The sequence below is a fragment of the Bacillus sp. FSL K6-0923 genome, from assembly GCF_038630825.1.
GTDB lineage: Bacteria > Bacillota > Bacilli > Bacillales > Bacillaceae > Bacillus > Bacillus pumilus.
Window position 1 is genome coordinate 2,332,564 of the sequence record NZ_CP152044.1, and the last position, 25,891, is coordinate 2,358,454.

Consider the following 25,891-nt stretch of genomic DNA (forward strand, 5'->3'; position numbering starts at 1 on the left):
ATTCCTCCTTAATTGTTCTTATGCACAAGTGAGTTGTAAGTCGCAAGCGTATCTGGATAGACTGGCTGGTTCTTTTTCAATAAAAAGCTGATCGTGTTTTTTAGTGATTGAATCAGTGCGCTATCTAGATCTTGCTCTGCTAACTCTCTTACTTCTTCAACACCAGGGAAATGACGTCCTGGTTCGATATAATCAGCGACATAAATGACCTTTTCAAGTAATGTCATGTTTGGTCTGCCTGATGTATGAAATTCAATAGCCGTTAAAATGTCTTGGTCGTGAATAGCTACTTCCTTTTTAACCAAATAGGCTCCGACCGGGGCATGCCAAAGCTCGGGCGAATATTCCAGCAATAGAGGGTTCATCTGCTCCTTTTGGATAATCCCCTTCATTTCATCCTTTGGTCTAAATTTCGCATAATCATGAAAAATAGCGGCGGTTTCTGCTTTTTTCACATCTGCACCGAACCGTTCCGCTAATGAAATAGCTGTCTCCATAACCCCGAGTGTATGTGTATATCTATGCTCTGTTAACTGCTCTTTGACACAGTTCAATGCTTCTTCACGATTCATATAAGTGATGCTCCTTTATATAACGCTCAACAGGTTTCGGTATCAAATAATCGACAGGTTTTTCCTGCATGATTCGCTGCCTAATCAATGTCGATGATACATCAAAAGCTGGAACATCTGCAAATAAAAGAGGATATGTCGTATTTCCGGTATAACCCGGTCTTTTCATCCCAATAAAAGTAATCATCTGAAGCAAATCATCAATCCGATGCCATTTTGGCAAATACTCGACCATGTCCGCTCCAATCATAAAAAAGAACTCATCTTCAGGATGACGCTTCTTTAAAAGCTCCACCGTATCTACTGTATAAGATGGACCCTCTCGCTCCATTTCAATGAGCTCCAATCGAAAATGTGGATTTGACTGGATCGCCGCTTCCACCATTTTCACCCGGTGACGACTATCTGCTCGTTTCCGGTCTGTTTTATGAGGAGGCTTGTGATTTGGGATAAACCAAATTTCATCAAGTCCTACTTGAAAACGCACCTCATTTGCCATCAGTAAATGCCCATTATGAGGAGGATCAAACGTACCGCCGAACAACCCTATTTTTTTCATATCACATCCACCTTTACGGCAGCTTAATTTGTTTATTTTCCTTCGATTCTTTATAAAGGACAATCACATTTCCGATCGTTTGAACAAGTTCAGCTTTTGCACCTTTGACAAGTGCTTTCGCAACTTCCGTTTTGTCCTCGTCGCAGTTTTGTAATACGCTGACCTTTAACAGTTCTCTTACTTCAAGCGCCTCGGAAATTTGCTTGATCATATTGTCATTTACCCCGCCTTTTCCTACTTGAAAAATAGGTGATAAATGATGTGCTTTTGCACGTAAAAAACGTTTTTGTTTCCCTTTTAACATGGTGTTCCTCCTAATTTCTGTATCACAATTGACTTCATTTTTCTTACGTCAGGCGTGATGCCTGTCCATAGTTCAAAGGCTCTAGCTGCTTGTCCAACAAACATGCCGACACCATCTACTGTTTTCAAACCTAACCCGGCTGCTTCTCTGAGCAGTTTTGTTTCTATTGGATTATACACAATATCACAAACGACCGCTGTTTTTTTTGCGTTTGCTAAAGAAATCGGGGTTTCTTCAACATTCGGGTGCATACCAATAGAGGTTGTATGGATGATGACATCATATTCCCCAAGCTGCTCTTCCGCCGTCTTTAATGTAATGGCACTAGAAGTGATGTTCCCATCTGCACTTTCAATTAAAGCCTCAGCTTTTTCAATGGTGCGGTTGGTGATATCAAAGCTTTTCGGTGCATAGCCAGCAATTGTCGTATAAATTGCTCTTGCCGCTCCTCCAGCACCAATTAGAAGAAATGAAAGCTCTGATAATGGCTGATCCAAGGCTTCAAGCAATGAATGAAGAAAGCCCTCTCCATCTGTGTTGTACCCAACGAGCTGACCTCCTTCGAGCCGCACCGTATTGACGGCACGCAGGCGTTCAGCTGTGACATCAATTTTGTCCAGGTACTGCATGATGTCTACCTTGTGCGGAACAGTGACGTTAAAGCCGCTGATTCCTAAGGCTTTCATACCGCTAATCGCATCTTTCAGGTCATCATTTTCTACTTGAAAGCCGTGATAATGTCCATCAATTCCAGCATCCTTTAATGCTGCATTATGAATATCCGGAGACATTGAATGGCCAACAGGGTTACCGATTACTCCGTATAAAGGTTTCAAGGTCTCTCCCCCTCTGAACAATTATATTAACGAACGTCTCATAAACACATGCACGCCTTTTGGCGCATAGACTTTAATTTGCTTACCTGCATCATTTGCCGTGATCCATCCTAAGCCTGAGAAAACGATATCCATTTTGGGCTGATCAATGGTAAAGGTATGCGGAACGAGTGCTGGAAAATCTCCCATCCCCTCTTTTGATGGCGGTGATAGCAGTTCCCCTGCATGTTTTTCATATAAATCATCTGCGTTCTCTAACTTTGTTCTGTGTATGTTCAGCTCATTTGGCATATAGCAGACAAATGACGTTCTGCCGCCTTTTACATAATCAAATCGAGCAAGTCCGCCAAAATAAAGCGTTTGTGCTTCATTTAATTGGAACGTTCTCGGTTTCAATTCTTTTTTCGGCGTTAAGATCTTCAAGTCATTTTTACTGACATAGTGCGCCATCTGATGACGATTGATAATGCCCGGCGTATCAAATAGAGCAGATCCATCATCAAGCGGGATCTCAATGGCATCAAGTGTTGTACCTGGATATTGTGATGTGGTGATCACGTTCTCTTCGCCAGATACTTCTTTGATGATTCGATTGATAAATGTAGATTTCCCAACATTCGTACAGCCGACGACATAGACATTTCTTCCCTCGCGATAATGATCGATCGCTTCCATCACCTCAGGTACGCCCTGACCTCTGCTTGCACTGATTAAGAACACATCGATCGGGTTCAATCCGTTTTCTTTCGCTTCCCGTTTCATCCAATGAATCAAACGATCTTTTTTCACGGATTTCGGTAAAATATCTACTTTGTTGCCGACGAGTAAAATCGGGTTACCACCGACAATACGACTCAGCCCATTTATCCAGCTTCCGTTAAAGTCAAAAATATCAACGACCTTGACAATCAGAGAATCTGTCTCTCCGATGCTGTGCAATATATTTAAAAAGTCGTCTTCCGTTAAAGAAACATCTTGTATTTCATTGTAGTTCTTTAACCTAAAACAGCGCTGACAGATCACATCTTCTTTCAATAGAGATGCTGCCGGCGCATATCCTAATTGATCTTTATCTTCCGTCTGAATGGCTACACCGCAGCCAATACAAACAACCTTTTCCATTATTACTCTTCCTCCCACTGAATGTGGCCCTTACGCTTTAAGGCTCCTAAAATTCTGCGTTCAATCTGCCTGTTAAATTTAGTGAAAAATCCGTCTGAGGCAGCAACAGGGACGACCAATATCGTATGGAAGCCGTGACGATTCCCGCCTAGAACATCGGTCATTAGCTGATCCCCAATGACCACCACATCTTCCTTTTTCAATTGCATATCAGCGACGGCCTTATTAAAAGCTCTTCCCATCGGCTTTTTCGCTTTATAAATAAACGGGATATGAACGGGTTCAGAAAAAAGCTTGACCCTTTTTTCATTATTGTTCGATACAATCGTTACTTGTATCCCGTGATCCTTCATTTCTTGAAACCATTCAATTAAGCGCGGCGTCGCACTTGGACGATCCCATTCTACTAGTGTGTTATCTAAATCGGTAATAATTCCTTTTACATTTCGTTCTTTTAGTTTTTGCGGTGAAATGTGGAAAATGCTTTTCACAAATTCATCCGGTAAGAAATACTTCTTTAGCACAATTTGCACCCTTTCTTCCATTGGTTTTTCAGCGATTGTGTCGAATCAAATCACAATTTGTCTGTCTATCGAATACAATGAAAAAGTTTTCGACATATGATGAGGACCTTCAACAGGTGTGGATAATTTTACACACATTATCCACCTATATTCCATCACGCTTTCATTCAATTATAAACACTCTACCCACAAGTTATCCACTTCACCATGTGGATAACAGAACGATTGTTCTTGTTTCCCATTCATGGTAGATTAAAGGTACTTCAGAGACATTCGATCAACCTATGATGATATGTCTTTTCCTCAAGTTTTATGCCAACTTTTTCAGGGGAGGTGTTTTTCCCATCATATGGGTTTCTAGTATGAAAAAGCTGTCAGATGATTTACTTATAGAATCGTACTATAAAGCAAATGAAATGAACTTAAATCGCGACTTCATTGAATTAATTGAGACAGAAATGAAAAGACGTTCGCTCGGGCATATGCTCTCTGTTTCCTCTTAATTCCATATCACAGGAACCATGCCTCCCGAGCACTCTCCTTTTTTAAACTCAGGTGACTGATATTATATCACTTGCGCTATAGGCTTACTACTATTTTCCGTAAAAAACACCCCTTCTTAACAAAGAAGAGGTGTCTTATTTGCAAGGCTGTTCATTCCAAAACCATAACCCTCCACCTACGACCAAAATGACCACAAGGAACACAACAAGAAAAGCGTAACCGATTCCTGCTCCTTGAGCTGGATAAGGCGAACACGCAGGGTAAGGATAAGGGCATCCCCACATATCAGTTACCTCCTTCTAGGAAGATATACTGTTAGACTATGCTGGATGGATGGTCTTGTTTAGGCAGATGGCCATCATTTAAAAATGTTTAATGACATCACGCTCTTTGATTTCGTTATATATGATTCTTGCCCCTTTTGGCGTCATATGATTGCCAGAAGGGTCGATCAAACCTGATTGAATCAGCGCATTGTCACTATCTTCGCCTGCTTCTCGGATGAACGCTTTCCAGTTGTCGACAAGCGGTACTTGCTGATTCTTGGCTAGTTCTCTCGTGATGTCATTATAGGAATTTTGCCAAGCTCTTGCCCCGCCTCTCTCAGCAAAATAAGATGACTTATACCTAGAGTAATAATACAAGCCCTTTTTTCCGCCTTCTACAACAGGAACGCACGTCATGAGAATCGGGGTAATACCTGCTTTTCTACTTTCAGAAATGAAGTAGGTTATATTTTCTTTAAATCTTTTTTTCGTCACTCGGGGATGTTTCCCGTCTAAAATCGCCGCATCATTCGTACCGAACATGATGAGGACGTAAGTTGGTTTCTGCTTTAAAATATCCTGCTCAAAGCGAAGCTTCGCATCTTCAGTCGTCTGCCCGCCAATCCCTGCGTTCTTCACTTGAATTTGACCGCGCTCGACGTTTTTCATGAGATTCACCCATTTTTCAGATGTTGGATAATCTCGAAAGTCCCAGTTTGATCCCTTTGTATTGCTGTCGCCAAATGCAATGACACTTTCTTGTTCTGGCTTTGAACACCCAGCAGCGACACAAAGCAGGATGAAAAGGACAACATATTTCTTCACAACATTCACCTCCAAAAGCCCTCTTCATATAGTAAACGACAAGACTTTTGGTTTCAATGAATGACTGTTTTTGACGAATACTTCCTAGTGCAGTTGAACAGGTACATACGCTTTGTCATGATGCAGCAGTTCGCTCACTTTGACAAATTCATAGCCTCGATCCTTTAATTCAGGTATCACTTGTTTCAGTGCTTCGACCGTCTGCTTCCGGTTTCCCCCGCCATCATGCAAAAGAATGATATCGCCGCCTTGAATGTGATCAATAATCCGGCTCGCAATTTTGCGTGAGCCTGGTCTTGACCAGTCCTTCGGATCTTGCGTAAAGGACCACATGACCACATCATATCCTTGTTTTGACAAAATGCGGAAAGATTTCATCGTCAAGCGGCCGCCAGGAGGGCGAAATAATGAGGGCCCTCCTGGCTGGAGTGAAGCGATATGTGCCGCTGATTCTTTTAGCTCCTGCTTGATCTCCTTTGATGATAACAGGTCAAAATACGTATGATTCATCGTGTGGTTGCCAAGCTCATTTCCCTCGCCTACGATTCGTTTCGCAATCTCTGGATATGTATGAATCCGGCTGCCTATAGCAAAAAAGCTGGCATTCACTTGATGCTCCTTCAGCACATCTAATACTTGATTCGTGTACACTGGATGAGGTCCATCATCAAAGGTCAGTGCAATCTTTTTTCGTTCCTGTCTCATGTCCCAAAAAGCTCGTCCTGTTTTTTCTAGGTCGATTCTTTTTAATGTTCGAGCTTCTATTTTATTAGGAACAAACGTGCATAGCATTAATATACACATCAAGACATGCAACCCTCTCATTTGACCGCCTCCACAGAACATTCTTACAGATTAAATTGCCCGCTTTTTAATGAATCATTCAACATTCAAGGTCACGGTCCGCATCTCTGGCTTCTTTTTTACATAAAAAAAAGCTGGCCATCAGGCCCGCTTTTTGTTTCACGTTTGGTTTCTCTCTTCAACTGTCGAACGTTGCTTAGAATTCATACAGACACTCTCCTTCTTGGATTTGATTTTGAGCCCATAATAATTTCCGATAATACTGGTTGGACTTCTGGTATTGTTGAGAGGCTTCTAAGGCTGTCGCAATTTCTAGTGAGATATCCTCTATATAAGAGTATAGGCTAAGTTTTTCCAAATAATCAATGGTTTTTTGCAGTTGTTCTTCATTCATTTCTTGAACATATAAAGCATCTAGATACTCAAACATATGACAGAACAGCTGGTCTTCATGCTTCTTTGCAGCTAATTTTCCATCCTCTAATATGCGGCATGCTGCTACTTGTTCATTTTGTCTAAAAAGCAGTTTTGCCAGCGTATAGAGCGTATGCGGAAGCGTGGGAAGCTGCTCTTTACAGGCAATATTAGCCGATTCTGTTAAATAGCGTTCTGCTTCCTCAAGGTAGCCCAGCTCCCCATAACATTTCCCTAAATTATAAAGCGCTGAACTGTATATCCGCGGGTGATCAATTTGTGATGCGAGCTGTTTTGCCTTTTTTAAATGAGGCAGTGCTCGGTCTTTTCGTTTTAAATCTTGATAGTTTCCTGAGATCACAAACAGGCACTGAATGATGCGAATAGAATAAGCATCATGCTGATCGTATATTTCCAGCGCCTTTAAAATATGATGCATCGAGACATGCGTTTGCTTCATAATATAGTAGGCTTCTGCTACTTTAAAATGAAATTCAGCCTGCTCAATATCATCAAATACCATAGACAGCTGTTTTTCTGCCACTCGGTAATATTTGACAGCTTCTAAATATTCTTTTTGACTAAACTCATGCATGCCACGAAAAAATGCATGGTAATAATGCAGCATATCAGATAACTCATGATTGGAGTTTTCGATTTTATCGACAAGATTAGATACTGAGAAAGGTTGATATTTTGAAGGGTGTATATAGTCAAGCATGATCTGGTGCCGAAAACACATGAGCTGATAATAAATCAGTAAATGCTGGTCCTCTTCCATCCGTTCAATTTCCGCTTCTACTTCTGCTTTTAGGATTTCCGCATCTGGAACACTGAACTGCCGTATCATTCGATACCATTCATTAATTTTCATACCTACATGTGAAGAAAGAACCTTCCCCATGTTCCGAAAAAACCCCTTCCTTTTCGGTCTAATATTACATATTTTAGCACGCTTCTTGACCGCCAAGCACCGCAAAGAAACCGCAAACATATGAGAAGGGAAGCAAAACAAGACGAACAGAAGCCCGTTTTTTTCGAAAAAGATGATTTTTTCATCGTACAGACACAGACAACCCCCCCTTCACATACATTTGAGGATATAGGCAGTGGCCTAAACATGGTGGAGGTGAAAATCGTGGCAGGAGTATTTACAGCGATGGGATTGATGGTCAAAGAATTGGTGTTCTTAGTGTCCTATGTCAAAAACAATGCCTTTCCACAGCCCCTTTCGGGAGATGATGAAAAAAAATACTTAGCCCTTATGGCAGAGGGCGATGAACACGCGAGAAATATGCTGATTGAACATAACCTTCGGCTCGTCGCCCATATTGTCAAGAAATTTGAAAATACCGGGGAAGACGCAGAAGACCTCATCTCCATCGGGACGATCGGACTCATTAAAGCCATCGAAAGCTATTCCTCTGGAAAAGGAACAAAGCTGGCAACGTATGCGGCGCGGTGTATTGAAAATGAAATCCTGATGCATTTACGCGCGCTCAAAAAGACAAAAAAGGATGTCTCCTTGCATGACCCCATTGGTCAGGATAAAGAAGGCAATGAAATTTCTTTAATTGATGTCTTAAAATCCGAAAATGAAGATGTGATTGATACGATTCAGCTCAACATGGAGCTTGAAAAAGTAAAAGAGTATATCGACATTCTCGACGGCCGGGAAAAAGAAGTGATCGTCGGCCGGTTCGGCCTTGATTTAAAGAAAGAAAAAACGCAGCGGGAAATAGCCAAGGAGCTCGGGATATCGCGAAGCTATGTGTCCCGGATTGAGAAGCGGGCGCTGATGAAGATGTTTCATGAGTTTTACCGGGCGGAGAAGGAGAAACGGAAGCGGGAGAAGGGGAAGTGAATCTTTTCCATCTACTAATAAAAACAGACCTTGTTGGGTCTGTTTTTATTTGAACATCACAATATAGCCCACATACACAAAAGAAAACTATGTCATGTTTTATCCTCATTTATTTCACTATGTTGTTTTCTTTTAAGAAACGCTCAAAAAGCTTATGACCTTCCTCCTCAATTTGGTCATCATCAATCAGGTATTCTCCAATCAACAACCCTAAATTATACCATTTCTCATATTCCTTCAAAAGCGTTATCCCATAACTTTGTTGATCAAAAAACAAGACCCATCTTCCTGTTTCTAAGCTTTTATAAAACACGCCTTCATAATCAAAATCATGTTCATAATACCCTACATGTAAATGCATAGTATCGTCTAAACTAGGTAATTTTTCTTTACTCACTTTCTTCATCTTGCGCCCCTAACTTTTCATATCCTTCTGAAAATCAATATCCCTCAACTCAACCCATTCAACAAAGTCAGGAACTGTTTTTGTCGTCAAAAAATGATGAACGATTTGATACGCTTGATTACGATCGACATAACTGCACGACGGCACATACAATGGGGTTCCTGCGACCAAATGCTCGATCGTTTCAATTTTTTCTCCCTTTTTAAAAGGAACCAAAAAATTTGGATATCTCATGATCAAGAACCCATACGGTTCCGTATAAAAGAAAACTAGACTTTCACTTTCCCAATCTTCTTCTATCTCAATGGAAGATTCTCCGTTACCTTGTTCCCAATATTCTTCACCCTCCTGAAAGAAAATCCTTTTCATGAATTCTTCTCCTGGATTTGCTACTGAAGCTCCTGTGGGGCCGTAGTATAAAAACATCTATATCTCTCCTTCATACCTATATCAACTTGTTAACCAACTATTCTATTTCCTTCAAATTGATAAAAAGCTTGTGGTTCTTCGTTTAATTTCAGCAAGTGATATAGCTTTGGGTTTAGCTTTTGAAAAGTTTGCTTGCTGACCCATTTTACTTCTTCAATATCATGATCCGGATCGAGAATACTCATTTGTCCTCCGGTGATTTCAGCAAAGAAGGTGATCATCAGTGCATGATGCTTTTTGTCTTGAAAGAATGCTTCTCGAACCGAATGAAGTTCATTTACTTTGCAAATATACCCTGTCTCTTCTTTCACCTCACGGATCACGGCTTGATGCAGTTGTTCGCCTTTTTCTACAGCACCACCAGGAAGCCCCCAATATCCCCTTACGTTTTTGACCATTAAAATATTTTCTGCCTCATCATTCATAATAGCTGATACTACGTCTACTCTTTTCAAATGAATCCCCCTCAATCATTCTCTTTTCTCATCAATTACCCAATAAATAGCACGAACTGTTCATTTCAATACATTCATTATACGGTATCCTTGATACAAGAGAATGGATAAGAAAGCAAACAGCTTTCGTGAGCAGATTGGAGGCCACAGCATGTGGATCATCATCATTTTACTTATTGTCCTCATTGGGTTTACAGGGAATATCGTTTCTTTATTAAGACAAATGAAAGAATCAAACGAGAAAATTATACAACTGTTAGAACAGCAAAAACCGAAAAAATAAAAACCTCACTCTTTTAGAGAGAGGTTTTTTAGAGTAAGCCATTATTCTTACCGTTTCTCATGAAGCAACATATATTTGATTCGACGAATATAATGCAGCGCAATATGAACGAGACATAAAATGAGCCCGATCATCGCAAGAATATAAATGGGCAGCATCAAACCAGGTACATAGTTGACGATAAAACCCAAACAAAACGCTGTCAGCATATAAAGGCTGATCAACCTCATCAATACCATTCGAAGCCCTCCCTTTCTACAACTTTAACATCATTTCCTTTATTTTCATAATTGGATTTAAAAAATGCGAATCCACTAAGATTCGCATGATCATTACGTATTCAATTCACCTTTCTTCGCCCGCGCTTCCTTCCACTGCTCAAGCTCTGACACTGTCAATAATTGATACCCTTGTTTGGTTAATTCCTTGATAATCGTGACAGCTGCGTTTGCCGAGGTGTCGTAGATGTCGTGCATTAAAACAGTTTCTCCGCTAGATGCATGTGTGAGAATGTAGTTGGCAACGTACTGGCTGTTGCGATATTTCCAGTCTTCAGGATCTACGTCCCAAAGCGTGACTTTCATGTTGACAGCCGCGTTAATTTGCCCGTTTGTTCCTCCATATGGCGGTCTAAAGTGAGTCGGTGTGAAACCACCCGCTTTTTCAATGATTTGCTGGGTCTCTTCCACTTGTTTGACGGCTTGTTTTAATGGAAGTCTTGTGAGTAAAGGATGGCTATAGGAATGATTTCCGATTTCATTCCCACCCTTTCTGATTTCACCTAGCATATCAGGGTAATATTGAACCCTGTTTCCTAATACAAAAAATGTCGCATGTCCTTTGTTTTCTTTTAAAGCTTTTAAAATTTTTGAGGTCGTGGATGGATTTGGTCCATCATCAAATGTCAGGGCAATAGCTTTTTGATTTGGGTTGAATGTTGCTTGTTTTGGCAGTTTGACGAGCTTTCTTTTTGAGATCGGTTCTTTTTTCTCATTTTTGTTCTTTTCTTTATGAATGTATTCGGGCTTTAACAGTCCTTTAAGCAGCGTTTTTTTAATCGCCAGCACTTGAGGTCCTTGTTCGCTTGGTGCGATTTGCCCTGCTGGAAAGTAGAATTCTATAAAACGATCTTTGATGGCAAAATACTGATAATGCTCTGCTGCAGGAGACGTTCCATGTTTGAGCAAATGCTCATTTTCAGCAAGAGAGCGATCTTTTTTTAATTCATCAAATGTCATTTGAGACAGTTTTTGCAGATCTTCTTTCTTTGATAAAAATAGATCATCTATTGATAAAAAATGCTGTTTCTTGAAATCAAAATTGAATATCTTTGATTCATGTTCGCCCTTTACTCCGCCTTTTAATTCATAAGTATTGAATTTGATCGCAGCGGTTTGCTTGGCATAATGAGTAATCTCGTAATCTATGTTTAATTCGTATCGATGATCTTCATCGACATCGTTTGCTTCACTGAATGATGTTTTGAATTTATCTAGCGCTGTTTCAGCAAATCTTTTCATCTCTTGATCTAGCTTTTCTTGATGAAAGACCGGATAGTTGACAGCATATCTCATGTATCTCCCGTCATTCACGAGGGTGACTATTTCCACTTCTTTATAGCTCGCATCTTGTTCTACTTTCTTCTTCTCCGTCCCGCTTGCCTGCTGATTATGAAAAAACGCAGCAATTCCGATGATGATTGCAAGTCCGCATAGGACGAGACTAATCTTCCATTTCATTGACACAATAATTCCCCTCTCGTGATGGCGTCATGCCTTAATGACGTGTGTTTGTAGGATAGACTTTGCGTGAACCCCATTTAGTTTTCAAAAAACAAACTCGTCACATTTTAGACACATTTTAAAAGAGGAATAGAAAAAGGGCTTGATTTCTCAGCCCTAACATTATTTTTGCATATATAGTTGAAATAATTTCGTTTCTTCATCAATCGAACTCGCTCGATCAAAAGCCGCTCTAAGCGTCTTTGTATTGTTCAATCGCTCATAAAGCATAGTCAATACAAAGATGAATGCCGCATTCCCATCAATGTAATCATCCGGCGCTACATAGGACATGGCACCTGCTTCTAAAAAGGCATCTGCTAGTTTTTTCTCACCTAGTGTGCAGCCTGTAGAAATAACGTGAACCCCTTCTAACGAAGCATATCGCTTGATTTCATCCACTCCAAAAGCAGCGCCTCTAGGCTCCCCATCATCATATACATCTTCCCCTAATTCCGGCATGAGAAATGCTCCTTCTTCCCCATGAAACGATAGAAGAATGTAATCGATTTCTCCTCTATTTTTTCCAGATAACACATTGATCAGGTCATTTGGTCTTCCGATCCATTGCATATCGACTTTCACACCGAAGTTTTCAAGTGCTGCACGCAGCGCAAAAGATTCCAGCTCACTATTTGGTCCTGCTGCTAACATAATGCGCATCGTCTGTTGATCCACTTTTATCCCCTCCAGATTATGCTAAAAATAAAACCATTTTTTCCTCATCTGCATATGTATGATCAGGCCATTTTAGTGCTTTTTCTTCAAGTGCGTATGACTCAAATCCAATAGAGCGATACAGGCGTTTGGCTGAGTGATTGGTCGTCACGACTGATAAATACATTTGCTCAATGTCATGTCGTTCTCCGGCGAATGAAAGAACTTCTGTCATCAAGGCCTTGCCTACTCCTTTTCCGCGGGCACCCGCCGTTACATACATCGCTGCTACATTCGCTCGGTGCTTTAATTTCTGCAAATTTTCTTGGATGAGCGTGACCATGCCCACAAGCTTCCCTTGATCAAAGGCACCAAAGGTCCACATCAATTGTACAGAAGCAAAACGAGCTGCGTATTTTTCTATTGTACCGATTTGCTCTTCTTCATAACTCATCGCAAAGCCCTCAGGATGTAATCGCAGTGCTTCTAGTCTCAATGCGGCATATTCTTCAGCATCATCTGGTGTTAACAATCGAATATTCAGAACATCGCCCCCAACATAATGATTAATACGTCCAATTTTATCTTGAAAGGAGATTTTGATCAAAAGGTTTCTCCTGAAAATAAAAAGGCATCCCCTAAAAGGATGCCCCCTCCATTACCACTTACAGCGTTTTACTGGACGGCAGCAAGGGTTTTTGATATCACTGCCGCAATCGTATTCTTTCACGATATACTCATTATGAGTCGACTCAGTGACAGGATAGTAGTTTTCAATTCTTTTGATGTTTTTGTTGACGTTTGTGATATGCGTTGGATGAATTTTTCTGATGGTTTGTTCATTCGTTCTTGTGTTGACAATTTGACGTGTGGGGAAAACAACCGTTTCATCTCCTCCATGGTTTCCTCTGCGAGGTCCAAAGAAAAAATCATCTAATCGATTCCGGCTCATCTCAACACCCCTTCAATTTGTCTTTCACTTACACTCTATCGTATGTAAGAAACGCCATTCGTGATTAGATGCTTGTCTATTTTTTAAAAATTCCGCTATTCATCTCGTTTTCTCTTTCTTTACAAAAGGGCAATTTTAACATATTATACAAATGATATATTGTGGCAGAAGAAAATGTGCCCCATAGCCTTCCCACTCATCATCAAACACGAGGTGAACGATATGATCAATACGACACAACCAATCGAACGAAACAAGCTAGACATTGCACTTGAACTGACTCAAATGCATTTGAATCAATATGAAATGAATCATCCTGATCAGTTGAGTGAGGTTTATGCGAAATATTATGCACTGCTTGAAGTGCTGGATTTATCTTCTTATGATCAATTGATTGATTTATTGCCAGATGAGCTAAAACAGACGCTTGAGTAAAAAACCCTCTATCCACATGGGATAGAGGGTTTTCTTTATACTCGTGCTGCCATATCGGTTTCGATTTGTTCTAGGCTTCTTCCTTTTGTTTCCACTAGTACAAAGCGGGTGAACAATAGTCCGATTAAGCAGATGACACCAAATGAGGAGAAAATGACCCCGAAGCTGAATTTGTCTGCCAAGATAGGGAACACGAGTCCAACGGCTAACGATCCCGTCCAGTTAAAGGCAGATGAAATACCTGCGCCGATACCTCTGACAGAAAGCGGGAAAATTTCGCCGATGATGATCCACGTGATCGGTGCCCATGAGAAGGCATAGCACAAGATAAAGCAGCAAAGTGAAATTAAGGTCACCCAGTTTAAAATCCCTTCACTAACGCCAAGCGCACCTAATGCGGCTGGTGCAAAGAAAGAAAGGGCCATGCCCGTTCCCCCTACGGTGAGAATCGTTCGGCGGTCGAACCGGTCAACAAATTGTAAAAAGATCACGGTGGTGACGACAAAAATGACACCGACAATGACGGTAAAACCTGCAGCAACCTGAGGTGCAAGCCCTACATTTCGAGCAATACTCGTTGCATAATACACAATAGAGTTCGCCCCTTGAATTTGCTGAAGGGTCGCCATCCCAACCCCGATGAAAAGAGCCATTCTAAATTTCTTTTGGAACAACTCGCGAATACCAGAGCGTTCTTCTTTTGCGACTTCTAAAATTTCCTGCATCTCTGCTTCGATTTCCTCATGAGAAGAGCGCAGTGATCCTAATACTTCCCGTGCTTTATGAGCCATTCCGTGTTTAATTAAATATCTCGGAGATTCAGGAAGCTTCAGCATACCAATATAAAGCACGATGGCAAATAAAGCGGCACTACCGAGCATCCAGCGCCAGCTGTCTGGAATAGGTTCAAACACAAATGCGACAATATAGCTCAGCAATAGTCCGCTCACGATCATGAGCTGATTGAGCCCGGACAATTTCCCGCGAATTTTAGCAGGAGCAATTTCAGACATGTATGCCGGCACCAAAGATGAGGCTGTACCAACGGCTGTTCCTAAAAAGATACGTGCAATGGTTAATGAAATCTCTTCTGGTGCGATAGCTGATCCGATCGCTCCGACAAAAAAGATAACAGATGAGACCAAAATAAGCTTTCTGCGGCCAAATTTATCCCCTAAGAGACCGCTTAAAATGGAGCCGATGATGGCCCCGCCCATTAATGAAGAGACGACAATTCCAAGCCATAATGGACTGAGCTGAAATTCTTGCTGAATATGCCCTTCTGCCCCTGCAATAATCCCAATATCATATCCGAATAAGATGCCTGCAAAGGACCCGAAAAAGAAGATAAATTTGCTTGACACTTTTTTCTCCAAGTGGATGACCCCCTCACTTAATTAACCGCTTTCATTTCATCCCGTGCTTCTACTGTAATCAGTAGAAGACCTTTCACCCTTCTATAAAACCACATATTCTGCACTCACAAGCTTTGCAAAATGAACAATTTGATCAACCGTTAAATTGAGGGATACGACTGTATGATGACCCCCGCCTTGCTTAATCCACGCTTTGACGCCATCCTGAAAATTCGGCTTGATTTTCCAGAGCACACGTGCAACCGGTAAATGAGGTGCTGCTTCCTCCGGCTCAAAGGCTTCGACTTCTTGTATGAGCCATTTGAAATGAGTCCCAAAGTCAGCAATAGAAACAACAACACCTTCCCCTGCTTTGCCATCAAACACAAGACGAGCTGGATCCTCCCTGTTTCCGATTCCAAGCGGAGATACGACAATGACAGGTTTCGTATGGGCGAGCGCCGGATCTACTTCTAACATATGAGATTGCAGCACTGCTTCCTGTCCAGAGGTCATTTCATACGTGTAGTCCTCCATAAAACCAGTGGATTGATGATGACTCATCACTTTTAATAACCGGTCCAGCGCAGCCGTTTTCCAATCGCCTTCCCCCGCAAAGCCATATCCCTTTGCCATTAGCCGCTGTACCGCAAGTCCTGGCAGCTGTTTCATTCCATGTAAATCTTCAAAGTTTGTCGTAAAGGCATTGTACCCACCTTCATCTAAAAAGCGTTTGATAGCGATTTCATAGCGCGCTTGCACCTTCACACTTTTTTCCCATTCTTCGACTGAATATGTCCCATAATCCACATCATATTGCGATAAATACTCTGCAAATAATGCATCTACCTCTGCTTCTTCTACTGCATTCACATATTTGACGAGATCGCCTATACCAAAGTAATCAACCGTCCACCCTAACTGAATCTGGGCTTCGATTTTATCACCTTCTGTGACAGCCACGTGGCGCATGTTGTCACCAAACCTAGCCACTTTAATCTGAAAGCTTTCATGATAGGCAGCTGCCACGTCCATCCAATCAGCGATTTGCTGCTGCACATCCGGCTTAGACCAATGACCGGCAACAATTTGATTTTGTTTATTTAGACGTGCATTGATATAGCCATATTCTCTGTCTCCATGTGCCGATTGATGAAGATTCATATAGTCCATGTCGATCGTGTCCCACGGAATCTTTTCATAATACTGTGTGACAAGATGCAAAAGAGGCTTCTGCAAAAGATTGGTCCCGCGTATCCACATTTTTGCCGGTGAAAATGTATGCATCCACGTCATGACGCCGACAACCTCATCACGATAATTGACCTCTTTCATCAGCTTTGTGATTTGATCCGCGCTGACAGCTAGCTCCTGCAAGATTACTGGATAAGGAAGTAAACCGCTCTCATTTAAGGCATCCGTCATCTTTTGTGCATCTGCTTTTACTTTCTGCAGTGCTTCATCTCCGTATAAATGCTGTGATCCGACAATAAACCAGCATTCTTTATGTTGACTTGTTAACATAGATATCCCTCTTTTCTTTATCTTGAAGGTTTTTGTCCGTAATACGCATGTTCTCCGTGTTTTCTTAAGTAATGTTTATCTAAAATTCGCTGCGGAAGAGGCTCCGCGTATTCATTTAATTGCTTTGCGAACAAATTCATTTTGGCAACTTCATCTAAAATCACACTGTTTGTGACCGCACTTTTTGCATCTTTCCCCCAAGTAAATGGGCCGTGGCCTTGAAGCAAAACACCCGGCACCGCCATCACATCTAGGTTTCTTTTCTCAAACGTTTCGATGATCAGCCGGCCGGTTTCTACCTCATAACCGTGATTGATTTCTTCTTCTGTCAGAAATCGAGCACACGGAACAGCGCCGTAAAATGTATCGGCATGTGTTGTGCCCATTGCCTGTAAATCGAGACCTGCCTGCGCCCAAACGGTTGCCCACATGGAATGGCTATGTGAAATACCGCCAATTTCCTCAAAGTGTTTGTAAAGGACAGCATGTGTTGCTGTATCTGAAGAAGGACTGTATTCCCCTTCCACTACTTCACCGTCAAAATCGACCACAACCATGTCTTTCGCTGATAATTGATCATACGCTATCCCGCTAGGCTTAATAACAAATAGACCGCTGTCACGATCACACGCGCTGACATTGCCCCATGTGAATTTCACAAGTCCGTATTTTGGTAAATCTAAATTGGCTTCGTATACTTCTTCTTTTAAGCGTTCTAGCATACAGTTGTCATTCCTTTCTTTGGCATCAGATGTGCTACTGCCGCCTCTTCAATCGGAAGGCCGTCTTGATAGCGCTTTAAAAATTCGCCAAAACCTTTGACATCAAGCGGATCGGGTTCTATCAGTTCTTCTGATGTATGGGCAAACACTTGATGCGTGAGAAATTCAGCCAATGTTTGCTTTTGATGATGGATCATATAGGAAGCGAGGACAGCCATTCCAAACGCACCGCCTTCTCCCGCGGTGGAAACGACTGATACAGGTGTATTAAGCGCTGCCGCCACCATTTTTTGACCAACGAGCGGTGTTTTAAATAACCCTCCATGTGCTAATAAACGATCAATCACAACATGTTCTTGTTCTTTTAAGCGATCCATCCCTATTTTCATTGCGCCAAAAGCAGAAAAAAGATGGGTACGCATGAAGTTAGCCAGATTAAAGCGGCTTTCAGCTGATCTGACAAAAAGAGGTCTTCCTTCTGGCAGTCTTGTAATATTTTCACCAGAATAATAGCCATAGCTTAAGAGTCCGCCGCCATCTGGATCTGCTTCTAACGCCTGCTGCAATAAAGCTTCGTATACCTTTTCTGATGCTACTTGCATACCCAATGCGTCAAATGCCTCTCTGAAGATATTCATCCAAGCATTTAAGTCACTTGTACAGTTGTTCGCATGAACCATTGCGACTGGCAGTCCGTCCGGCGTTGTGACCATATCCACTTCTGGATATACGCCCTTTAGCTCCTGCTCTAGCACAATCATGGCAAAAACAGATGTCCCAACTGAAATGTTCCCTGTTCGTTTTTCTACACTGTTTGTTGCCACCATTCCCGTTCCGGCGTCACCTTCAGGGGGGCAAAATGGAATGCCTGGCCGCAAATGTTTGCCTTGATCTAAAATGGCTGCTCCTGCTGCCGTTAACACGCCAGCCTCCTCACCTGCTAAATAAACATGCGGCAGAAGATGACGAAGCTTCCATGGATAGCCTTTTTCTGCGATCAAGTCTTCAAATTGATGGAGCATTTCTTCATTGTAATCTTTCGTATGTTCGTCAATTGGGAACATACCTGACGCATCCCCAATGCCAATGGCCTGCTTTCCTGTTAACAGCCAGTGAATGTATCCTGATAGGGTGGTCATATATTCTAAACGAGAAAGATGTTTTTCCTCTTCTAATATGGCTTGATACAAATGGGCAATGCTCCATCTTTCTGGAATATGGAATTGGAAAACATCCGTCAGTTTTTGACTCGCCTCTATGGTTGTTGCATTCCGCCATGTGCGGAACGGAACGAGGACCTCTCCTGTATGATCACATGCCACATAGCCATGCATCATCGCTGATACCCCAATTGAGCCAATGGTTTGAATGGTCACGCCATACCTTTGCTCGACTTGCTCTTTCATCTCTCGGTACGCTACTTGAAGACCTGTAATGATATCAATTAAGTTGTACGTCCAAATACCTTCCTGAAGAGAATTTTCCCATTCAAATGCACCTTGGGCAATTGGCTGAAACGCTTCATCTATTAAGGTGGCTTTAATTCGTGTTGAACCAAATTCAATCCCTAAAGATGTCCGTCCTTCTTTTAAGGCTTTGGTCGTCTCTTCATGATTCATTCTGCGTTCACCTCCATGATTGATAGCGGTTTCAATTTTAATTTTCTAGATTCATTGATTCTCTGTGCACATTCACAATATAATATTTGTACGTACATATGTCAATAATAAATATAGTTGTACATACACAACACGACAAAAACCTGCACTTTTCTAAAGCTGGGACGTCAGAAAGGGAAAGCGCCTGTTTTTGATTCGACAACCATGTTAAAATATGTCCATACAATTTCTTCTCAATCCGAGTAGATGATCAACTGAGAAAGAAGTGAAACGATGAAAAAGAAGTACCAGATCATTATCGATGATATAAAAAGCAAAATACTTACAGGAGATTACCGGATCGGGGAACGTATTCCAACTGAATCAAGCCTGCAGGAGATGTATCAAGTGAGCAGGCATACAGTTCGAAAGGCCATCTTAGAATTGTCGAGCGAAGGTTTTTTGCGAAGTGAGAAGGGTTCAGGCACATTTGTGACCAATCAATATCAATCAAAGCCTGCGGGACATGCGCATATGAAAACGATTGGGGTTATCACGACATACATATCCGATTACATTTTCCCTTCCATCATTCGAGGCATTGAAAGCCGATTAAACGAAGAGAACTATTCTTTGTTACTGGCGAGCACAAATAATGATGTAGAACAGGAGAAAAAAGCGCTAGAAATGATGCTGTCCTTTGGTGTGGACGGACTCATTGTCGAGCCAACGAAAAGTAATTTATATAATCCGAACATCTCGTACTACCTATCTTTTAAAGAACAGGATGTACCGCTCATTATGATTAATGCCTATTATGAGCAGTTAGAGGTTCCTTTTCTCTGCTTGGATGATGTGAAGTCCAGTTATTTAGCCACAAAAGAGCTGATCACCTCGGGGCATCAGCAAATTGGGCTCATTTCAAAAACAGATGATTTACAGGGAAAGTACCGAATGAAAGGCTATATTCAAGCGCTTGGTGAAGCGAAGCTTAATTTTCTGCCTGAGCACGTCCTCTTTTTCGATACAGAATCGAAGCAGCATTTGGGGGATGATATTAAAACTTTCTTATTAAAGCATCAGCACGAGCTGACTGCCCTTGTTTGCTATAACGATGAGGTCGGATTAGAGGTTGCCAATGTATGCAGTGACATCGGGCTGTCCATTCCAGAGGATCTCTCCATTATTGGACAGGACAATTCATATATTGCCCAGAAAAATGCCCATGTGAAGCTGACAACACTGACGCACCCTCAGGAGCAAATGGGCCGGGATGCAGCAGACTGGATGATTAAAAAGGTGCAGGGGAAGAAGAATCTCCCTCATCAAACCTTTTATGAACCTGAATTGGTTCCAGGAGAAACGATCAAACAAATGCATGCAAGAAAAAAATGAGCCCTTGCCGCAAGAGGCTCATTTTATTTTAGATTCCACCATATCCATCAGATCATACGCAATGCGATCGGGAGAGTCTTGTGTGATTCGATTGCGATAGTTGGATAAAACGATCACACCTGCTTTTGAATGCGGGCGAAAGCCCATAAAGCTGGAGAAGCCAGACGTCGCGCCATTATGACAAATGAGTCCAGTGTCATCTATAATCCAGCCGAGCCCCATTGATATGTTTCTGCCCATGTCCCGTCTTGGTTCATGCGTGATTTTCCAAATAGAATCCACGTCTGCATGTAGATGGGCAGAGAGAAATGACAATAAATCAGTGATGGTCGAGCGAATGGCGCCGGCTCCTTGATAGTCATGCATGTGAAGCGGCGGAACCTCTTTCCCACTTTCCCGATGACCTAAGATCATGTTTGCTTTTACATCATCGTTGATCGTAATAAAGGTGCTTGCTAGTTGAAGCTCATCTGCAATATGTTCCGTCAATAGCTGTTCATATGTTTTGCGTTGAGACCAGCCCATAATCAAACCAAGCAGACCCATACCGACATTGGAATAACGAGATGGAAAGCTTTTTGACTGATTCCATTTTTTCGAGTTTAACAATTTCATTAATTCATCGAGTGAATATTGACAGTACATATCTCTTCTCACTTTAGGAAGGAAGCATAGCCGCAGGTCTCTAAGAAGACGGTGTGGAGGAAGCCCGGACGTATGGGTTGCTAACTGCTCTATTTGAATGGGGTGATTCTTTCTAATGTGAGGACAATACAGTGAAATCGAATCATCGAGTCTCATCTGCCCTTTTTGCACCATGCTTGCCAATATACTAGTCGTAAAGACTTTTGAAATCGAGCCAATCTCAAAAATGACATCCTCTGGCTGCACGTGCTTTTGTATAGGATGATCCCCGAAATGGAAGACATGTGTTTCCCCTTGATGAATCAGTCCGATGACAAGCAGTGCCTCCTTCTTTTTCTCAGTATAAGAGGAAGCGATTCTCTGGACTTCTTGTTTGAGTGTCATTCATTCTCATCCTTTCTCTTCGTTTTGATGCGGGATCAATTGATCAAGCTTTTCATAAATCGATGTCAATGTGGTGATCTCATCAAAGGATAATGCTGAATAATATTTTTCAATAATCGCAAGCTCTACCTTTCGCATATTTTCAAGGTACGTTTTTGCCTTTTCTGAAAGTTCAACATGCAATTCCCTCCGGTTATTCGGGTTAATGCTGCGGCGAATCCATTCTTTTTTTTCTAGCGTATTTAACAGCTGACTCACTGCACTTTGAGTGATCCCTAATTGCTGGGCAATTTGAATAGGAGAACTTCCTCCTTTCTGCTCAACAAAATTCAGCACAATATGCTGCTTGTCGGTTAACTCATCTACAAATAATTCTTCAAACTCTAATCGGAGCTTTTGATGGATGCGCGCTTCGATGTTGTTTAGCTTTTGGATCATAGCTGTTTTGGATATCACTGTCATCACCTTCATAATTAAGATACCTTAAGTATAATGGTGACTTTATATTAAATCAAGAAAAAAACCCCATCTTTTAGAAAGATAGGGAACTTGACTATTACGCTTCTTCTTTAGGAGTAGGCACTGCGCATACACCATCTGCACATGCCGCTTCAAATGAATTAGAAGCCGCTTTATCAGCTTGAGCTGCTTCTTCTGTCCAAGCCGTTTCAAGTGCACGCAGGAATGTATCGGCTGGCTGTGCACCTGCCACTGAATACTTGTCATTGATCAAGAAAAACGGAACAGCATTGATACCAAGCTGTCTCGCTTCTTGTTCGTCTTTTCGGACATGATCGGCAAACTCTTCGCCACCTAAAATTTGCTGTACTTCCTGCAAATCAAGACCTGCTTTTTCTGCAATGTCTAAAAGGGTTTGACGATCACCAACATGCTTTCCATCTGTAAAGTATGCTTGAAACAGCTCAGTCATGACGAAATCACCTTTCCCCATTTGACCGGCATATTGCGCCAATCGATGGGCATCAAAGGTGTTTGTCAACACGAGTGGATCAAATTGAAAATCGATTCCTTTCTCTTTGCCGGCCTGCTTCACCTGCTCATTCATCGCCATGGCCTGGCTGCGGCTCATCCCATATTTTTTAACGAGCATATCATGAACATCATAATTGACCTCAGCAGGTGCATGTGGATCAAGCTCAAAGCTTTTAAACTCGATTTCTACCTGTTCCTTCTCTGGGAATTGTTCAAGTGCTGTTTCCAGCTGTTTTTTTCCTATATAACAAAAAGGACAGGCAATATCTGACCAGATTTGTACTTTCATCTTCATCTTCCTTCCGTGTTTACGCTTTTTCTTTAACGATGTAACTATTATAGTTACATCAAATCGGTTATGTCAAGATTCTGGGCTTGATTGAAATGAAAAAGCCTCTCCTTTTAAAAAAGGAAAGGCTTTGAAAATGACTATTCTAAATTTGCATGGTGACCGTACATTGTATGTGTATCGAGCTCTTTCATTTCCATTAACCGCAAAATGACCGCATCGTATGTCAAAAGAAGCAACTGCTCAAATAGTGAGCCCATTGGCTGAATGGTATGATGGCTTCCTTCCTGTTGATCCTTCGGTGCACCTGACAATAAGATGACTTCATCTGCTAGATCAGCTATTGGTGACTCAGTTGAAAGCGTGAAAGCTGCCACTTTTCCGCCAATTGCTTTTGCCTTTTTTGCAAGGACAAGCAAGGTCTCTGTTCGACCAGAGCCGCTCCCCACAATCAAGAGATCCTCTTCTGTAAAGGAAGGCGTATTCGTTTCTCCAATGACATAAGCCTTGACGCCAATATGCGTGAGTCTCATCGCAAACGATTTTCCCATCAAACCTGACCTGCCTGCACCTGCCACAAAGACTTTTTGTGCAGATAAAATACTTGTGACCAGGCGCTCTGCTTGTTCGTCTTGAAGGGCTGACGAATGCTCAGAAAGCTCATTTAAAATGGCTTTCACATAGTCACTGGTTTTCATGATTGTGCGATCAGCTGCTTCATTTGTGCGGCCACTTCTGCTTTATTTTCCTGGCTTGCGATACCACCGCCGACAATGATTAAATCAGGATTTAATTTCACGACTTCAGGTAACGTATCAAGCTTAATTCCGCCTGCAATGGCTGTTTTCGCTTGTTTGACGACTTGTTTAATGGTCATAAGGTCAGCAAATGAGTTTTGACCAACCGCTTGCAGATCATAGCCCGTGTGCACACAAATATAATCGACACCAAGTTCATCCAGCTCTTTTGCCCGGCCAGCGATATCTTTGATACCAATCATATCCACTAAAATCTGTTTCCCTCTTGCTTTCGCTTCTTTCACGGCTCCTTGAATGGACATATCTTCTGCCGCTGCAAGAATGGTCACGATATCTGCTCCAGCTTCAGATGCCTGCTGCACTTCATAACCGGCCGCATCCATTATTTTCAGATCGGCGAGTACACGTAAGTTTGGAAATGCCTGTTTCACTTCTTTAACGGCACGCAAGCCTTCGTTGATCACAACAGGTGTTCCAATTTCGACTACATCGATCGATCCTTCTACTTCTTTAATCAGCTCAATCGCTTCTGGTATATTCACTAAATCTAATGCTAATTGTAATTTCATGAACGTTCACTCCTATTTTTTCATCTCATCTTCAAGAGCTCCGTGGATAGAGCTTCTTGCACGATGAAATGAGTATAACAACAGGATGGAAGCAATCCAAGTACGCACTTTTTTTTTACATACTATACTTTTTCGCATATGGTTACAAAAAAGACACTGTCTTTTCGACCAGTATGTCAGCGAGCGCACAAACCCTCGCATTCGGTGTCATGTCTGTGTTCTGATGCCGCTCCGGTACTCGGCCTTCCTAGACTGCAAAGGTTTTCAAGTCACGCTAAAAAAAAGACAAAGAGCTAAAATAAAGTGATTTTAGCTCTTTGTCTACATCGGTCATCTTTCTATTTATCATCCTTTAAAAAATTGCTGTCGAGATATTGTTTTCCCCAATCATACATCGCCTCTAAAATCGGCATTAAGCTTTCTCCTAATTCTGTGAGAGAATACTCAACCTTTGGCGGAACGACAGGATAAACCTCCCGGTGCACAATGTGATCTTCCTCTAATTCTCTTAGCTGATTGACAAGCATTCTTTGCGTAATCCCAGGCATTAACGACTTTAACTCACCAAAACGTTTTGTCCCTTCTCTGCCAAGGTGCCATAAAATCAGCATTTTCCACTTACCGCCGATAATATTCAGCGTCAGCTCTTTTTCGCAATTGAACACTTTATTTTCCATACGTGATGACAACAACATTCACTCCTATCATTACAAACCATTTACCCTTTATCATATACTGCGGCAAAATGAATTGCCTAGCATACGGTCTTTGTTATTGATTTTGTTTTTTGACAAAAGCCATCACAGCCTTTGTCATATCTTGCGCTTCTTTTGGCGCCCTGTCTGATCCAAACCATTTATTCAGATCACTATGGCTTAACGTATGAACCCGAAAAACAAACCGAGAGCCTTTATCATGATTTAGTTTTTCTGCAAATCGGTACACCTCAGGATTTTCCCAGCCTGTAACCAAATAGACGGGAGGTACATTCTTTTGATTCATATAAGTGACAGGTGATGCCTTTGTCCAATTCTCCTCTTGTTTTCCAAAGACTTTTTTGTACGATGGGATGGCTTGTATAAATTGATTGAGGTTTAACGGTCCGTCTAAAATCACAATGGAATTAATCGTTTTTGGCGACAGCCCCACACGCTTTAAGTAAGTCGAATCTGTGGCAACCAGCGCCGTCAAATGACCGCCCGCTGAGTGACCCATGACATTGATTTTTGATGAATCGATTTGATATTCATACGCATGATCCTTCACCCACTTAATGGCGTTTGCCGTATCATCTGCCATCTGCTCATAGTTGGCATCAGGGTGAAGCCTGTAATTCATTGAAACAAACACATATCCTTGACCCGTAAAATAATCAGCTTTTGAAGCGACTCTATTCTTATCGCCGCCTGTCCAGCCGCCGCCATGGAGATAGATCATGACTGGATGCTTTTTCTTTTTGTCTTCATCTTTGCCCTTTGGCATATACATATCGAGTGTTTGCTGTTTGTTTTGTGTGTCTGCATAATGGATATTCGTCGTCGGCTTAGGCTGGTTGAAACGGAACACAAAGAATGCGCATACCAATAATCCAGCGATGACCGCCGCAAATAAAAGCCACTTCATCATTCGATTCAATGTCATTGCACCTTTCTATGTTGGGATGGGGA

General features: G+C 41.8%; 34 protein-coding genes. 5 read left to right on the forward strand and 29 right to left on the reverse strand.

Annotated features, from left to right (window positions below; genetic code table 11):
• Positions 1 to 8: 8 nt before the first annotated feature.
• The 6 genes from yqeK to MHI16_RS11940 are packed head-to-tail and all read right to left on the reverse strand — an operon-like array spanning position 9 to position 3,917.
• Positions 9 to 572, reverse strand: a complete 564-nt coding sequence (gene yqeK / locus MHI16_RS11915; protein WP_058014629.1) for a bis(5'-nucleosyl)-tetraphosphatase (symmetrical) YqeK — start codon at positions 570 to 572, stop codon at positions 9 to 11.
• Positions 562 to 1,131 carry a nicotinate-nucleotide adenylyltransferase gene (locus tag MHI16_RS11920; RefSeq protein WP_058014628.1) on the reverse strand — a complete coding sequence of 190 codons (570 nt, stop codon included), beginning with the start codon at positions 1,129 to 1,131 and terminating at the stop codon, positions 562 to 564. Before MHI16_RS11920 ends, yqeK begins: the two co-directional genes overlap by 11 nt.
• Before the next feature lie 13 nt (positions 1,132 to 1,144).
• Positions 1,145 to 1,435, reverse strand: a complete 291-nt coding sequence (gene yhbY / locus MHI16_RS11925; protein ID WP_034661378.1) for a ribosome assembly RNA-binding protein YhbY — start codon at positions 1,433 to 1,435, stop codon at positions 1,145 to 1,147.
• The gene (aroE, locus tag MHI16_RS11930) at positions 1,429 to 2,271 is read right to left on the reverse strand and encodes a shikimate dehydrogenase (RefSeq protein ID WP_058014627.1); all 843 of its coding nucleotides are present in this window, start codon (positions 2,269 to 2,271) and stop codon (positions 1,429 to 1,431) included. The genes yhbY and aroE overlap by 7 nt, the downstream gene beginning before the upstream one ends.
• 21 nt (positions 2,272 to 2,292) lie before the next feature.
• Positions 2,293 to 3,393 (reverse strand): ribosome biogenesis GTPase YqeH, encoded by a 1,101-nt coding sequence (gene yqeH / locus MHI16_RS11935; RefSeq protein WP_058014626.1) that lies wholly within the window; start codon positions 3,391 to 3,393, stop codon positions 2,293 to 2,295.
• A gap of 2 nt (positions 3,394 to 3,395) precedes the next feature.
• Entirely contained in the window at positions 3,396 to 3,917 is a 522-nt protein-coding gene (locus tag MHI16_RS11940) for a YqeG family HAD IIIA-type phosphatase (RefSeq protein ID WP_044139602.1), read from the reverse strand.
• A 362-nt stretch (positions 3,918 to 4,279) separates the two neighbouring features.
• Here MHI16_RS11940 and MHI16_RS11945 point away from each other — a divergent pair, with 362 nt between their 5' ends.
• Positions 4,280 to 4,420 (forward strand): sporulation histidine kinase inhibitor Sda, encoded by a 141-nt coding sequence (locus tag MHI16_RS11945; protein ID WP_003217327.1) that lies wholly within the window; start codon positions 4,280 to 4,282, stop codon positions 4,418 to 4,420.
• A 135-nt stretch (positions 4,421 to 4,555) separates the two neighbouring features.
• Here MHI16_RS11945 and MHI16_RS11950 read toward each other — a convergent pair whose 3' ends face one another.
• The 4 genes from MHI16_RS11950 to MHI16_RS11965 all read right to left on the reverse strand — a co-directional run bounded on the left by MHI16_RS11950 (position 4,556) and on the right by MHI16_RS11965 (position 7,634).
• Positions 4,556 to 4,705, reverse strand: coding sequence for a hypothetical protein (locus MHI16_RS11950; protein WP_003217499.1), 150 nt, complete (start codon positions 4,703 to 4,705; stop codon positions 4,556 to 4,558).
• A gap of 78 nt (positions 4,706 to 4,783) precedes the next feature.
• Entirely contained in the window at positions 4,784 to 5,512 is a 729-nt protein-coding gene (locus MHI16_RS11955; RefSeq protein ID WP_268466131.1) for a GDSL-type esterase/lipase family protein, read from the reverse strand.
• A gap of 84 nt (positions 5,513 to 5,596) precedes the next feature.
• Positions 5,597 to 6,337 (reverse strand): polysaccharide deacetylase family protein, encoded by a 741-nt coding sequence (locus MHI16_RS11960; protein WP_268466134.1) that lies wholly within the window; start codon positions 6,335 to 6,337, stop codon positions 5,597 to 5,599.
• A 175-nt stretch (positions 6,338 to 6,512) separates the two neighbouring features.
• The gene (locus tag MHI16_RS11965) at positions 6,513 to 7,634 is read right to left on the reverse strand and encodes a Rap family tetratricopeptide repeat protein (protein WP_061408658.1); all 1,122 of its coding nucleotides are present in this window, start codon (positions 7,632 to 7,634) and stop codon (positions 6,513 to 6,515) included.
• Positions 7,635 to 7,865: 231 nt separating this feature from the next.
• Between MHI16_RS11965 and sigK the strand changes: the two genes are divergently transcribed.
• A complete protein-coding gene (gene sigK / locus MHI16_RS11970) occupies positions 7,866 to 8,594 on the forward strand; it encodes an RNA polymerase sporulation sigma factor SigK (RefSeq protein ID WP_058014952.1) in 729 nt (242 codons plus the stop codon).
• A gap of 109 nt (positions 8,595 to 8,703) precedes the next feature.
• Here the strand turns inward: sigK and MHI16_RS11975 are convergent, their stop codons facing one another.
• The 3 genes from MHI16_RS11975 to MHI16_RS11985 are packed head-to-tail and all read right to left on the reverse strand — an operon-like array spanning position 8,704 to position 9,884.
• A complete protein-coding gene (locus tag MHI16_RS11975; protein ID WP_235567046.1) occupies positions 8,704 to 9,000 on the reverse strand; it encodes a DUF3986 family protein in 297 nt (98 codons plus the stop codon).
• A gap of 9 nt (positions 9,001 to 9,009) precedes the next feature.
• Positions 9,010 to 9,426 (reverse strand): Imm1 family immunity protein, encoded by a 417-nt coding sequence (locus MHI16_RS11980; RefSeq protein WP_144462690.1) that lies wholly within the window; start codon positions 9,424 to 9,426, stop codon positions 9,010 to 9,012.
• 32 nt (positions 9,427 to 9,458) lie between these two features.
• Positions 9,459 to 9,884, reverse strand: coding sequence for an NUDIX hydrolase (locus MHI16_RS11985; protein ID WP_061408662.1), 426 nt, complete (start codon positions 9,882 to 9,884; stop codon positions 9,459 to 9,461).
• A gap of 151 nt (positions 9,885 to 10,035) precedes the next feature.
• Here MHI16_RS11985 and MHI16_RS11990 point away from each other — a divergent pair, with 151 nt between their 5' ends.
• Positions 10,036 to 10,167, forward strand: a complete 132-nt coding sequence (locus MHI16_RS11990; RefSeq protein WP_260850340.1) for a hypothetical protein — start codon at positions 10,036 to 10,038, stop codon at positions 10,165 to 10,167.
• A gap of 47 nt (positions 10,168 to 10,214) precedes the next feature.
• Here MHI16_RS11990 and MHI16_RS11995 read toward each other — a convergent pair whose 3' ends face one another.
• The 5 genes from MHI16_RS11995 to MHI16_RS12015 all read right to left on the reverse strand — a co-directional run bounded on the left by MHI16_RS11995 (position 10,215) and on the right by MHI16_RS12015 (position 13,557).
• Entirely contained in the window at positions 10,215 to 10,406 is a 192-nt protein-coding gene (locus MHI16_RS11995; protein ID WP_061408665.1) for a hypothetical protein, read from the reverse strand.
• A 93-nt stretch (positions 10,407 to 10,499) separates the two neighbouring features.
• Positions 10,500 to 11,912: a polysaccharide deacetylase family protein gene (locus MHI16_RS12000; RefSeq protein ID WP_061408668.1), complete on the reverse strand. Its 1,413-nt coding sequence runs from the start codon at positions 11,910 to 11,912 to the stop codon at positions 10,500 to 10,502.
• A gap of 159 nt (positions 11,913 to 12,071) precedes the next feature.
• Positions 12,072 to 12,626, reverse strand: a complete 555-nt coding sequence (locus MHI16_RS12005) for a delta-aminolevulinic acid dehydratase (protein ID WP_342497962.1) — start codon at positions 12,624 to 12,626, stop codon at positions 12,072 to 12,074.
• A gap of 16 nt (positions 12,627 to 12,642) precedes the next feature.
• Positions 12,643 to 13,212, reverse strand: coding sequence for a GNAT family N-acetyltransferase (locus tag MHI16_RS12010; protein WP_244270750.1), 570 nt, complete (start codon positions 13,210 to 13,212; stop codon positions 12,643 to 12,645).
• A gap of 51 nt (positions 13,213 to 13,263) precedes the next feature.
• Entirely contained in the window at positions 13,264 to 13,557 is a 294-nt protein-coding gene (locus MHI16_RS12015) for a CotD family spore coat protein (RefSeq protein ID WP_044139542.1), read from the reverse strand.
• A 222-nt stretch (positions 13,558 to 13,779) separates the two neighbouring features.
• On the opposite strand from MHI16_RS12015, the gene MHI16_RS12020 reads away from it, so the two are divergent.
• Positions 13,780 to 13,992, forward strand: coding sequence for a hypothetical protein (locus MHI16_RS12020; RefSeq protein WP_061408674.1), 213 nt, complete (start codon positions 13,780 to 13,782; stop codon positions 13,990 to 13,992).
• Between the two features lie 35 nt (positions 13,993 to 14,027).
• Here the strand turns inward: MHI16_RS12020 and MHI16_RS12025 are convergent, their stop codons facing one another.
• The 4 genes from MHI16_RS12025 to MHI16_RS12040 all read right to left on the reverse strand — a co-directional run bounded on the left by MHI16_RS12025 (position 14,028) and on the right by MHI16_RS12040 (position 19,212).
• Complete coding sequence (locus MHI16_RS12025) at positions 14,028 to 15,368, reverse strand: sugar porter family MFS transporter (RefSeq protein ID WP_061408677.1); 1,341 nt, start codon at positions 15,366 to 15,368, stop codon at positions 14,028 to 14,030.
• Positions 15,369 to 15,449: 81 nt separating this feature from the next.
• Entirely contained in the window at positions 15,450 to 16,871 is a 1,422-nt protein-coding gene (gene araA / locus MHI16_RS12030) for an L-arabinose isomerase (RefSeq protein ID WP_058014615.1), read from the reverse strand.
• A 17-nt stretch (positions 16,872 to 16,888) separates the two neighbouring features.
• Entirely contained in the window at positions 16,889 to 17,593 is a 705-nt protein-coding gene (locus MHI16_RS12035) for an L-ribulose-5-phosphate 4-epimerase (protein WP_342497963.1), read from the reverse strand.
• Positions 17,587 to 19,212 (reverse strand): FGGY-family carbohydrate kinase, encoded by a 1,626-nt coding sequence (locus MHI16_RS12040; RefSeq protein ID WP_342497964.1) that lies wholly within the window; start codon positions 19,210 to 19,212, stop codon positions 17,587 to 17,589. Before MHI16_RS12040 ends, MHI16_RS12035 begins: the two co-directional genes overlap by 7 nt.
• Positions 19,213 to 19,485: 273 nt before the next feature.
• Between MHI16_RS12040 and MHI16_RS12045 the strand changes: the two genes are divergently transcribed.
• Entirely contained in the window at positions 19,486 to 20,586 is a 1,101-nt protein-coding gene (locus MHI16_RS12045; RefSeq protein ID WP_342497965.1) for a GntR family transcriptional regulator, read from the forward strand.
• An 18-nt stretch (positions 20,587 to 20,604) separates the two neighbouring features.
• Here MHI16_RS12045 and MHI16_RS12050 read toward each other — a convergent pair whose 3' ends face one another.
• The 7 genes from MHI16_RS12050 to MHI16_RS12080 all read right to left on the reverse strand — a co-directional run bounded on the left by MHI16_RS12050 (position 20,605) and on the right by MHI16_RS12080 (position 25,865).
• Positions 20,605 to 21,615 carry a serine hydrolase gene (locus tag MHI16_RS12050; protein ID WP_342497966.1) on the reverse strand — a complete coding sequence of 337 codons (1,011 nt, stop codon included), beginning with the start codon at positions 21,613 to 21,615 and terminating at the stop codon, positions 20,605 to 20,607.
• 6 nt (positions 21,616 to 21,621) lie between these two features.
• Positions 21,622 to 22,086, reverse strand: coding sequence for a MarR family transcriptional regulator (locus MHI16_RS12055; RefSeq protein WP_234034905.1), 465 nt, complete (start codon positions 22,084 to 22,086; stop codon positions 21,622 to 21,624).
• Positions 22,087 to 22,171: 85 nt separating this feature from the next.
• Positions 22,172 to 22,897 carry a DsbA family oxidoreductase gene (locus MHI16_RS12060; RefSeq protein ID WP_342497967.1) on the reverse strand — a complete coding sequence of 242 codons (726 nt, stop codon included), beginning with the start codon at positions 22,895 to 22,897 and terminating at the stop codon, positions 22,172 to 22,174.
• 140 nt (positions 22,898 to 23,037) lie between these two features.
• The gene (hxlB, locus tag MHI16_RS12065) at positions 23,038 to 23,595 is read right to left on the reverse strand and encodes a 6-phospho-3-hexuloisomerase (protein ID WP_342497968.1); all 558 of its coding nucleotides are present in this window, start codon (positions 23,593 to 23,595) and stop codon (positions 23,038 to 23,040) included.
• Complete coding sequence (gene hxlA / locus MHI16_RS12070) at positions 23,592 to 24,224, reverse strand: 3-hexulose-6-phosphate synthase (protein ID WP_342497969.1); 633 nt, start codon at positions 24,222 to 24,224, stop codon at positions 23,592 to 23,594. Before hxlA ends, hxlB begins: the two co-directional genes overlap by 4 nt.
• A 338-nt stretch (positions 24,225 to 24,562) precedes the next feature.
• Positions 24,563 to 24,919, reverse strand: coding sequence for a winged helix-turn-helix transcriptional regulator (locus tag MHI16_RS12075; RefSeq protein WP_029708013.1), 357 nt, complete (start codon positions 24,917 to 24,919; stop codon positions 24,563 to 24,565).
• Between the two features lie 76 nt (positions 24,920 to 24,995).
• Positions 24,996 to 25,865 (reverse strand): alpha/beta hydrolase, encoded by an 870-nt coding sequence (locus tag MHI16_RS12080; protein ID WP_339163224.1) that lies wholly within the window; start codon positions 25,863 to 25,865, stop codon positions 24,996 to 24,998.
• Positions 25,866 to 25,891: the final 26 nt, after the last annotated feature.

Bases quoted from the DNA above. Each gene is read 5' to 3' on its own strand.
- yqeK (WP_058014629.1), bottom strand. From the start codon at position 572: ATGAATCGTGAAGAAGCATTGAACTGTGTCAAAGAGCAGTTAACAGAG.
- MHI16_RS11920 (WP_058014628.1), bottom strand. From the start codon at position 1,131: ATGAAAAAAATAGGGTTGTTCGGCGGTACGTTTGATCCTCCTCATAAT.
- yhbY (WP_034661378.1), bottom strand. From the start codon at position 1,435: ATGTTAAAAGGGAAACAAAAACGTTTTTTACGTGCAAAAGCACATCAT.
- yqeH (WP_058014626.1), bottom strand. From the start codon at position 3,393: ATGGAAAAGGTTGTTTGTATTGGCTGCGGTGTAGCCATTCAGACGGAA.
- MHI16_RS11945 (WP_003217327.1), top strand. From the start codon at position 4,280: ATGAAAAAGCTGTCAGATGATTTACTTATAGAATCGTACTATAAAGCA.
- MHI16_RS11950 (WP_003217499.1), bottom strand. From the start codon at position 4,705: ATGTGGGGATGCCCTTATCCTTACCCTGCGTGTTCGCCTTATCCAGCT.
- MHI16_RS11960 (WP_268466134.1), bottom strand. From the start codon at position 6,337: ATGAGAGGGTTGCATGTCTTGATGTGTATATTAATGCTATGCACGTTT.
- MHI16_RS11965 (WP_061408658.1), bottom strand. From the start codon at position 7,634: ATGGGGAAGGTTCTTTCTTCACATGTAGGTATGAAAATTAATGAATGG.
- MHI16_RS11975 (WP_235567046.1), bottom strand. From the start codon at position 9,000: ATGAAGAAAGTGAGTAAAGAAAAATTACCTAGTTTAGACGATACTATG.
- MHI16_RS11980 (WP_144462690.1), bottom strand. From the start codon at position 9,426: ATGTTTTTATACTACGGCCCCACAGGAGCTTCAGTAGCAAATCCAGGA.
- MHI16_RS11990 (WP_260850340.1), top strand. From the start codon at position 10,036: ATGTGGATCATCATCATTTTACTTATTGTCCTCATTGGGTTTACAGGG.
- MHI16_RS11995 (WP_061408665.1), bottom strand. From the start codon at position 10,406: ATGGTATTGATGAGGTTGATCAGCCTTTATATGCTGACAGCGTTTTGT.
- MHI16_RS12015 (WP_044139542.1), bottom strand. From the start codon at position 13,557: ATGAGCCGGAATCGATTAGATGATTTTTTCTTTGGACCTCGCAGAGGA.
- MHI16_RS12020 (WP_061408674.1), top strand. From the start codon at position 13,780: ATGATCAATACGACACAACCAATCGAACGAAACAAGCTAGACATTGCA.
- araA (WP_058014615.1), bottom strand. From the start codon at position 16,871: ATGTTAACAAGTCAACATAAAGAATGCTGGTTTATTGTCGGATCACAG.
- MHI16_RS12035 (WP_342497963.1), bottom strand. From the start codon at position 17,593: ATGCTAGAACGCTTAAAAGAAGAAGTATACGAAGCCAATTTAGATTTA.
- MHI16_RS12040 (WP_342497964.1), bottom strand. From the start codon at position 19,212: ATGAATCATGAAGAGACGACCAAAGCCTTAAAAGAAGGACGGACATCT.
- MHI16_RS12045 (WP_342497965.1), top strand. From the start codon at position 19,486: ATGAAAAAGAAGTACCAGATCATTATCGATGATATAAAAAGCAAAATA.
- MHI16_RS12050 (WP_342497966.1), bottom strand. From the start codon at position 21,615: ATGACACTCAAACAAGAAGTCCAGAGAATCGCTTCCTCTTATACTGAG.
- MHI16_RS12055 (WP_234034905.1), bottom strand. From the start codon at position 22,086: ATGAAGGTGATGACAGTGATATCCAAAACAGCTATGATCCAAAAGCTA.
- MHI16_RS12060 (WP_342497967.1), bottom strand. From the start codon at position 22,897: ATGAAAGTACAAATCTGGTCAGATATTGCCTGTCCTTTTTGTTATATA.
- hxlB (WP_342497968.1), bottom strand. From the start codon at position 23,595: ATGAAAACCAGTGACTATGTGAAAGCCATTTTAAATGAGCTTTCTGAG.
- hxlA (WP_342497969.1), bottom strand. From the start codon at position 24,224: ATGAAATTACAATTAGCATTAGATTTAGTGAATATACCAGAAGCGATT.
- MHI16_RS12075 (WP_029708013.1), bottom strand. From the start codon at position 24,919: ATGTTGTTGTCATCACGTATGGAAAATAAAGTGTTCAATTGCGAAAAA.
- MHI16_RS12080 (WP_339163224.1), bottom strand. From the start codon at position 25,865: ATGACATTGAATCGAATGATGAAGTGGCTTTTATTTGCGGCGGTCATC.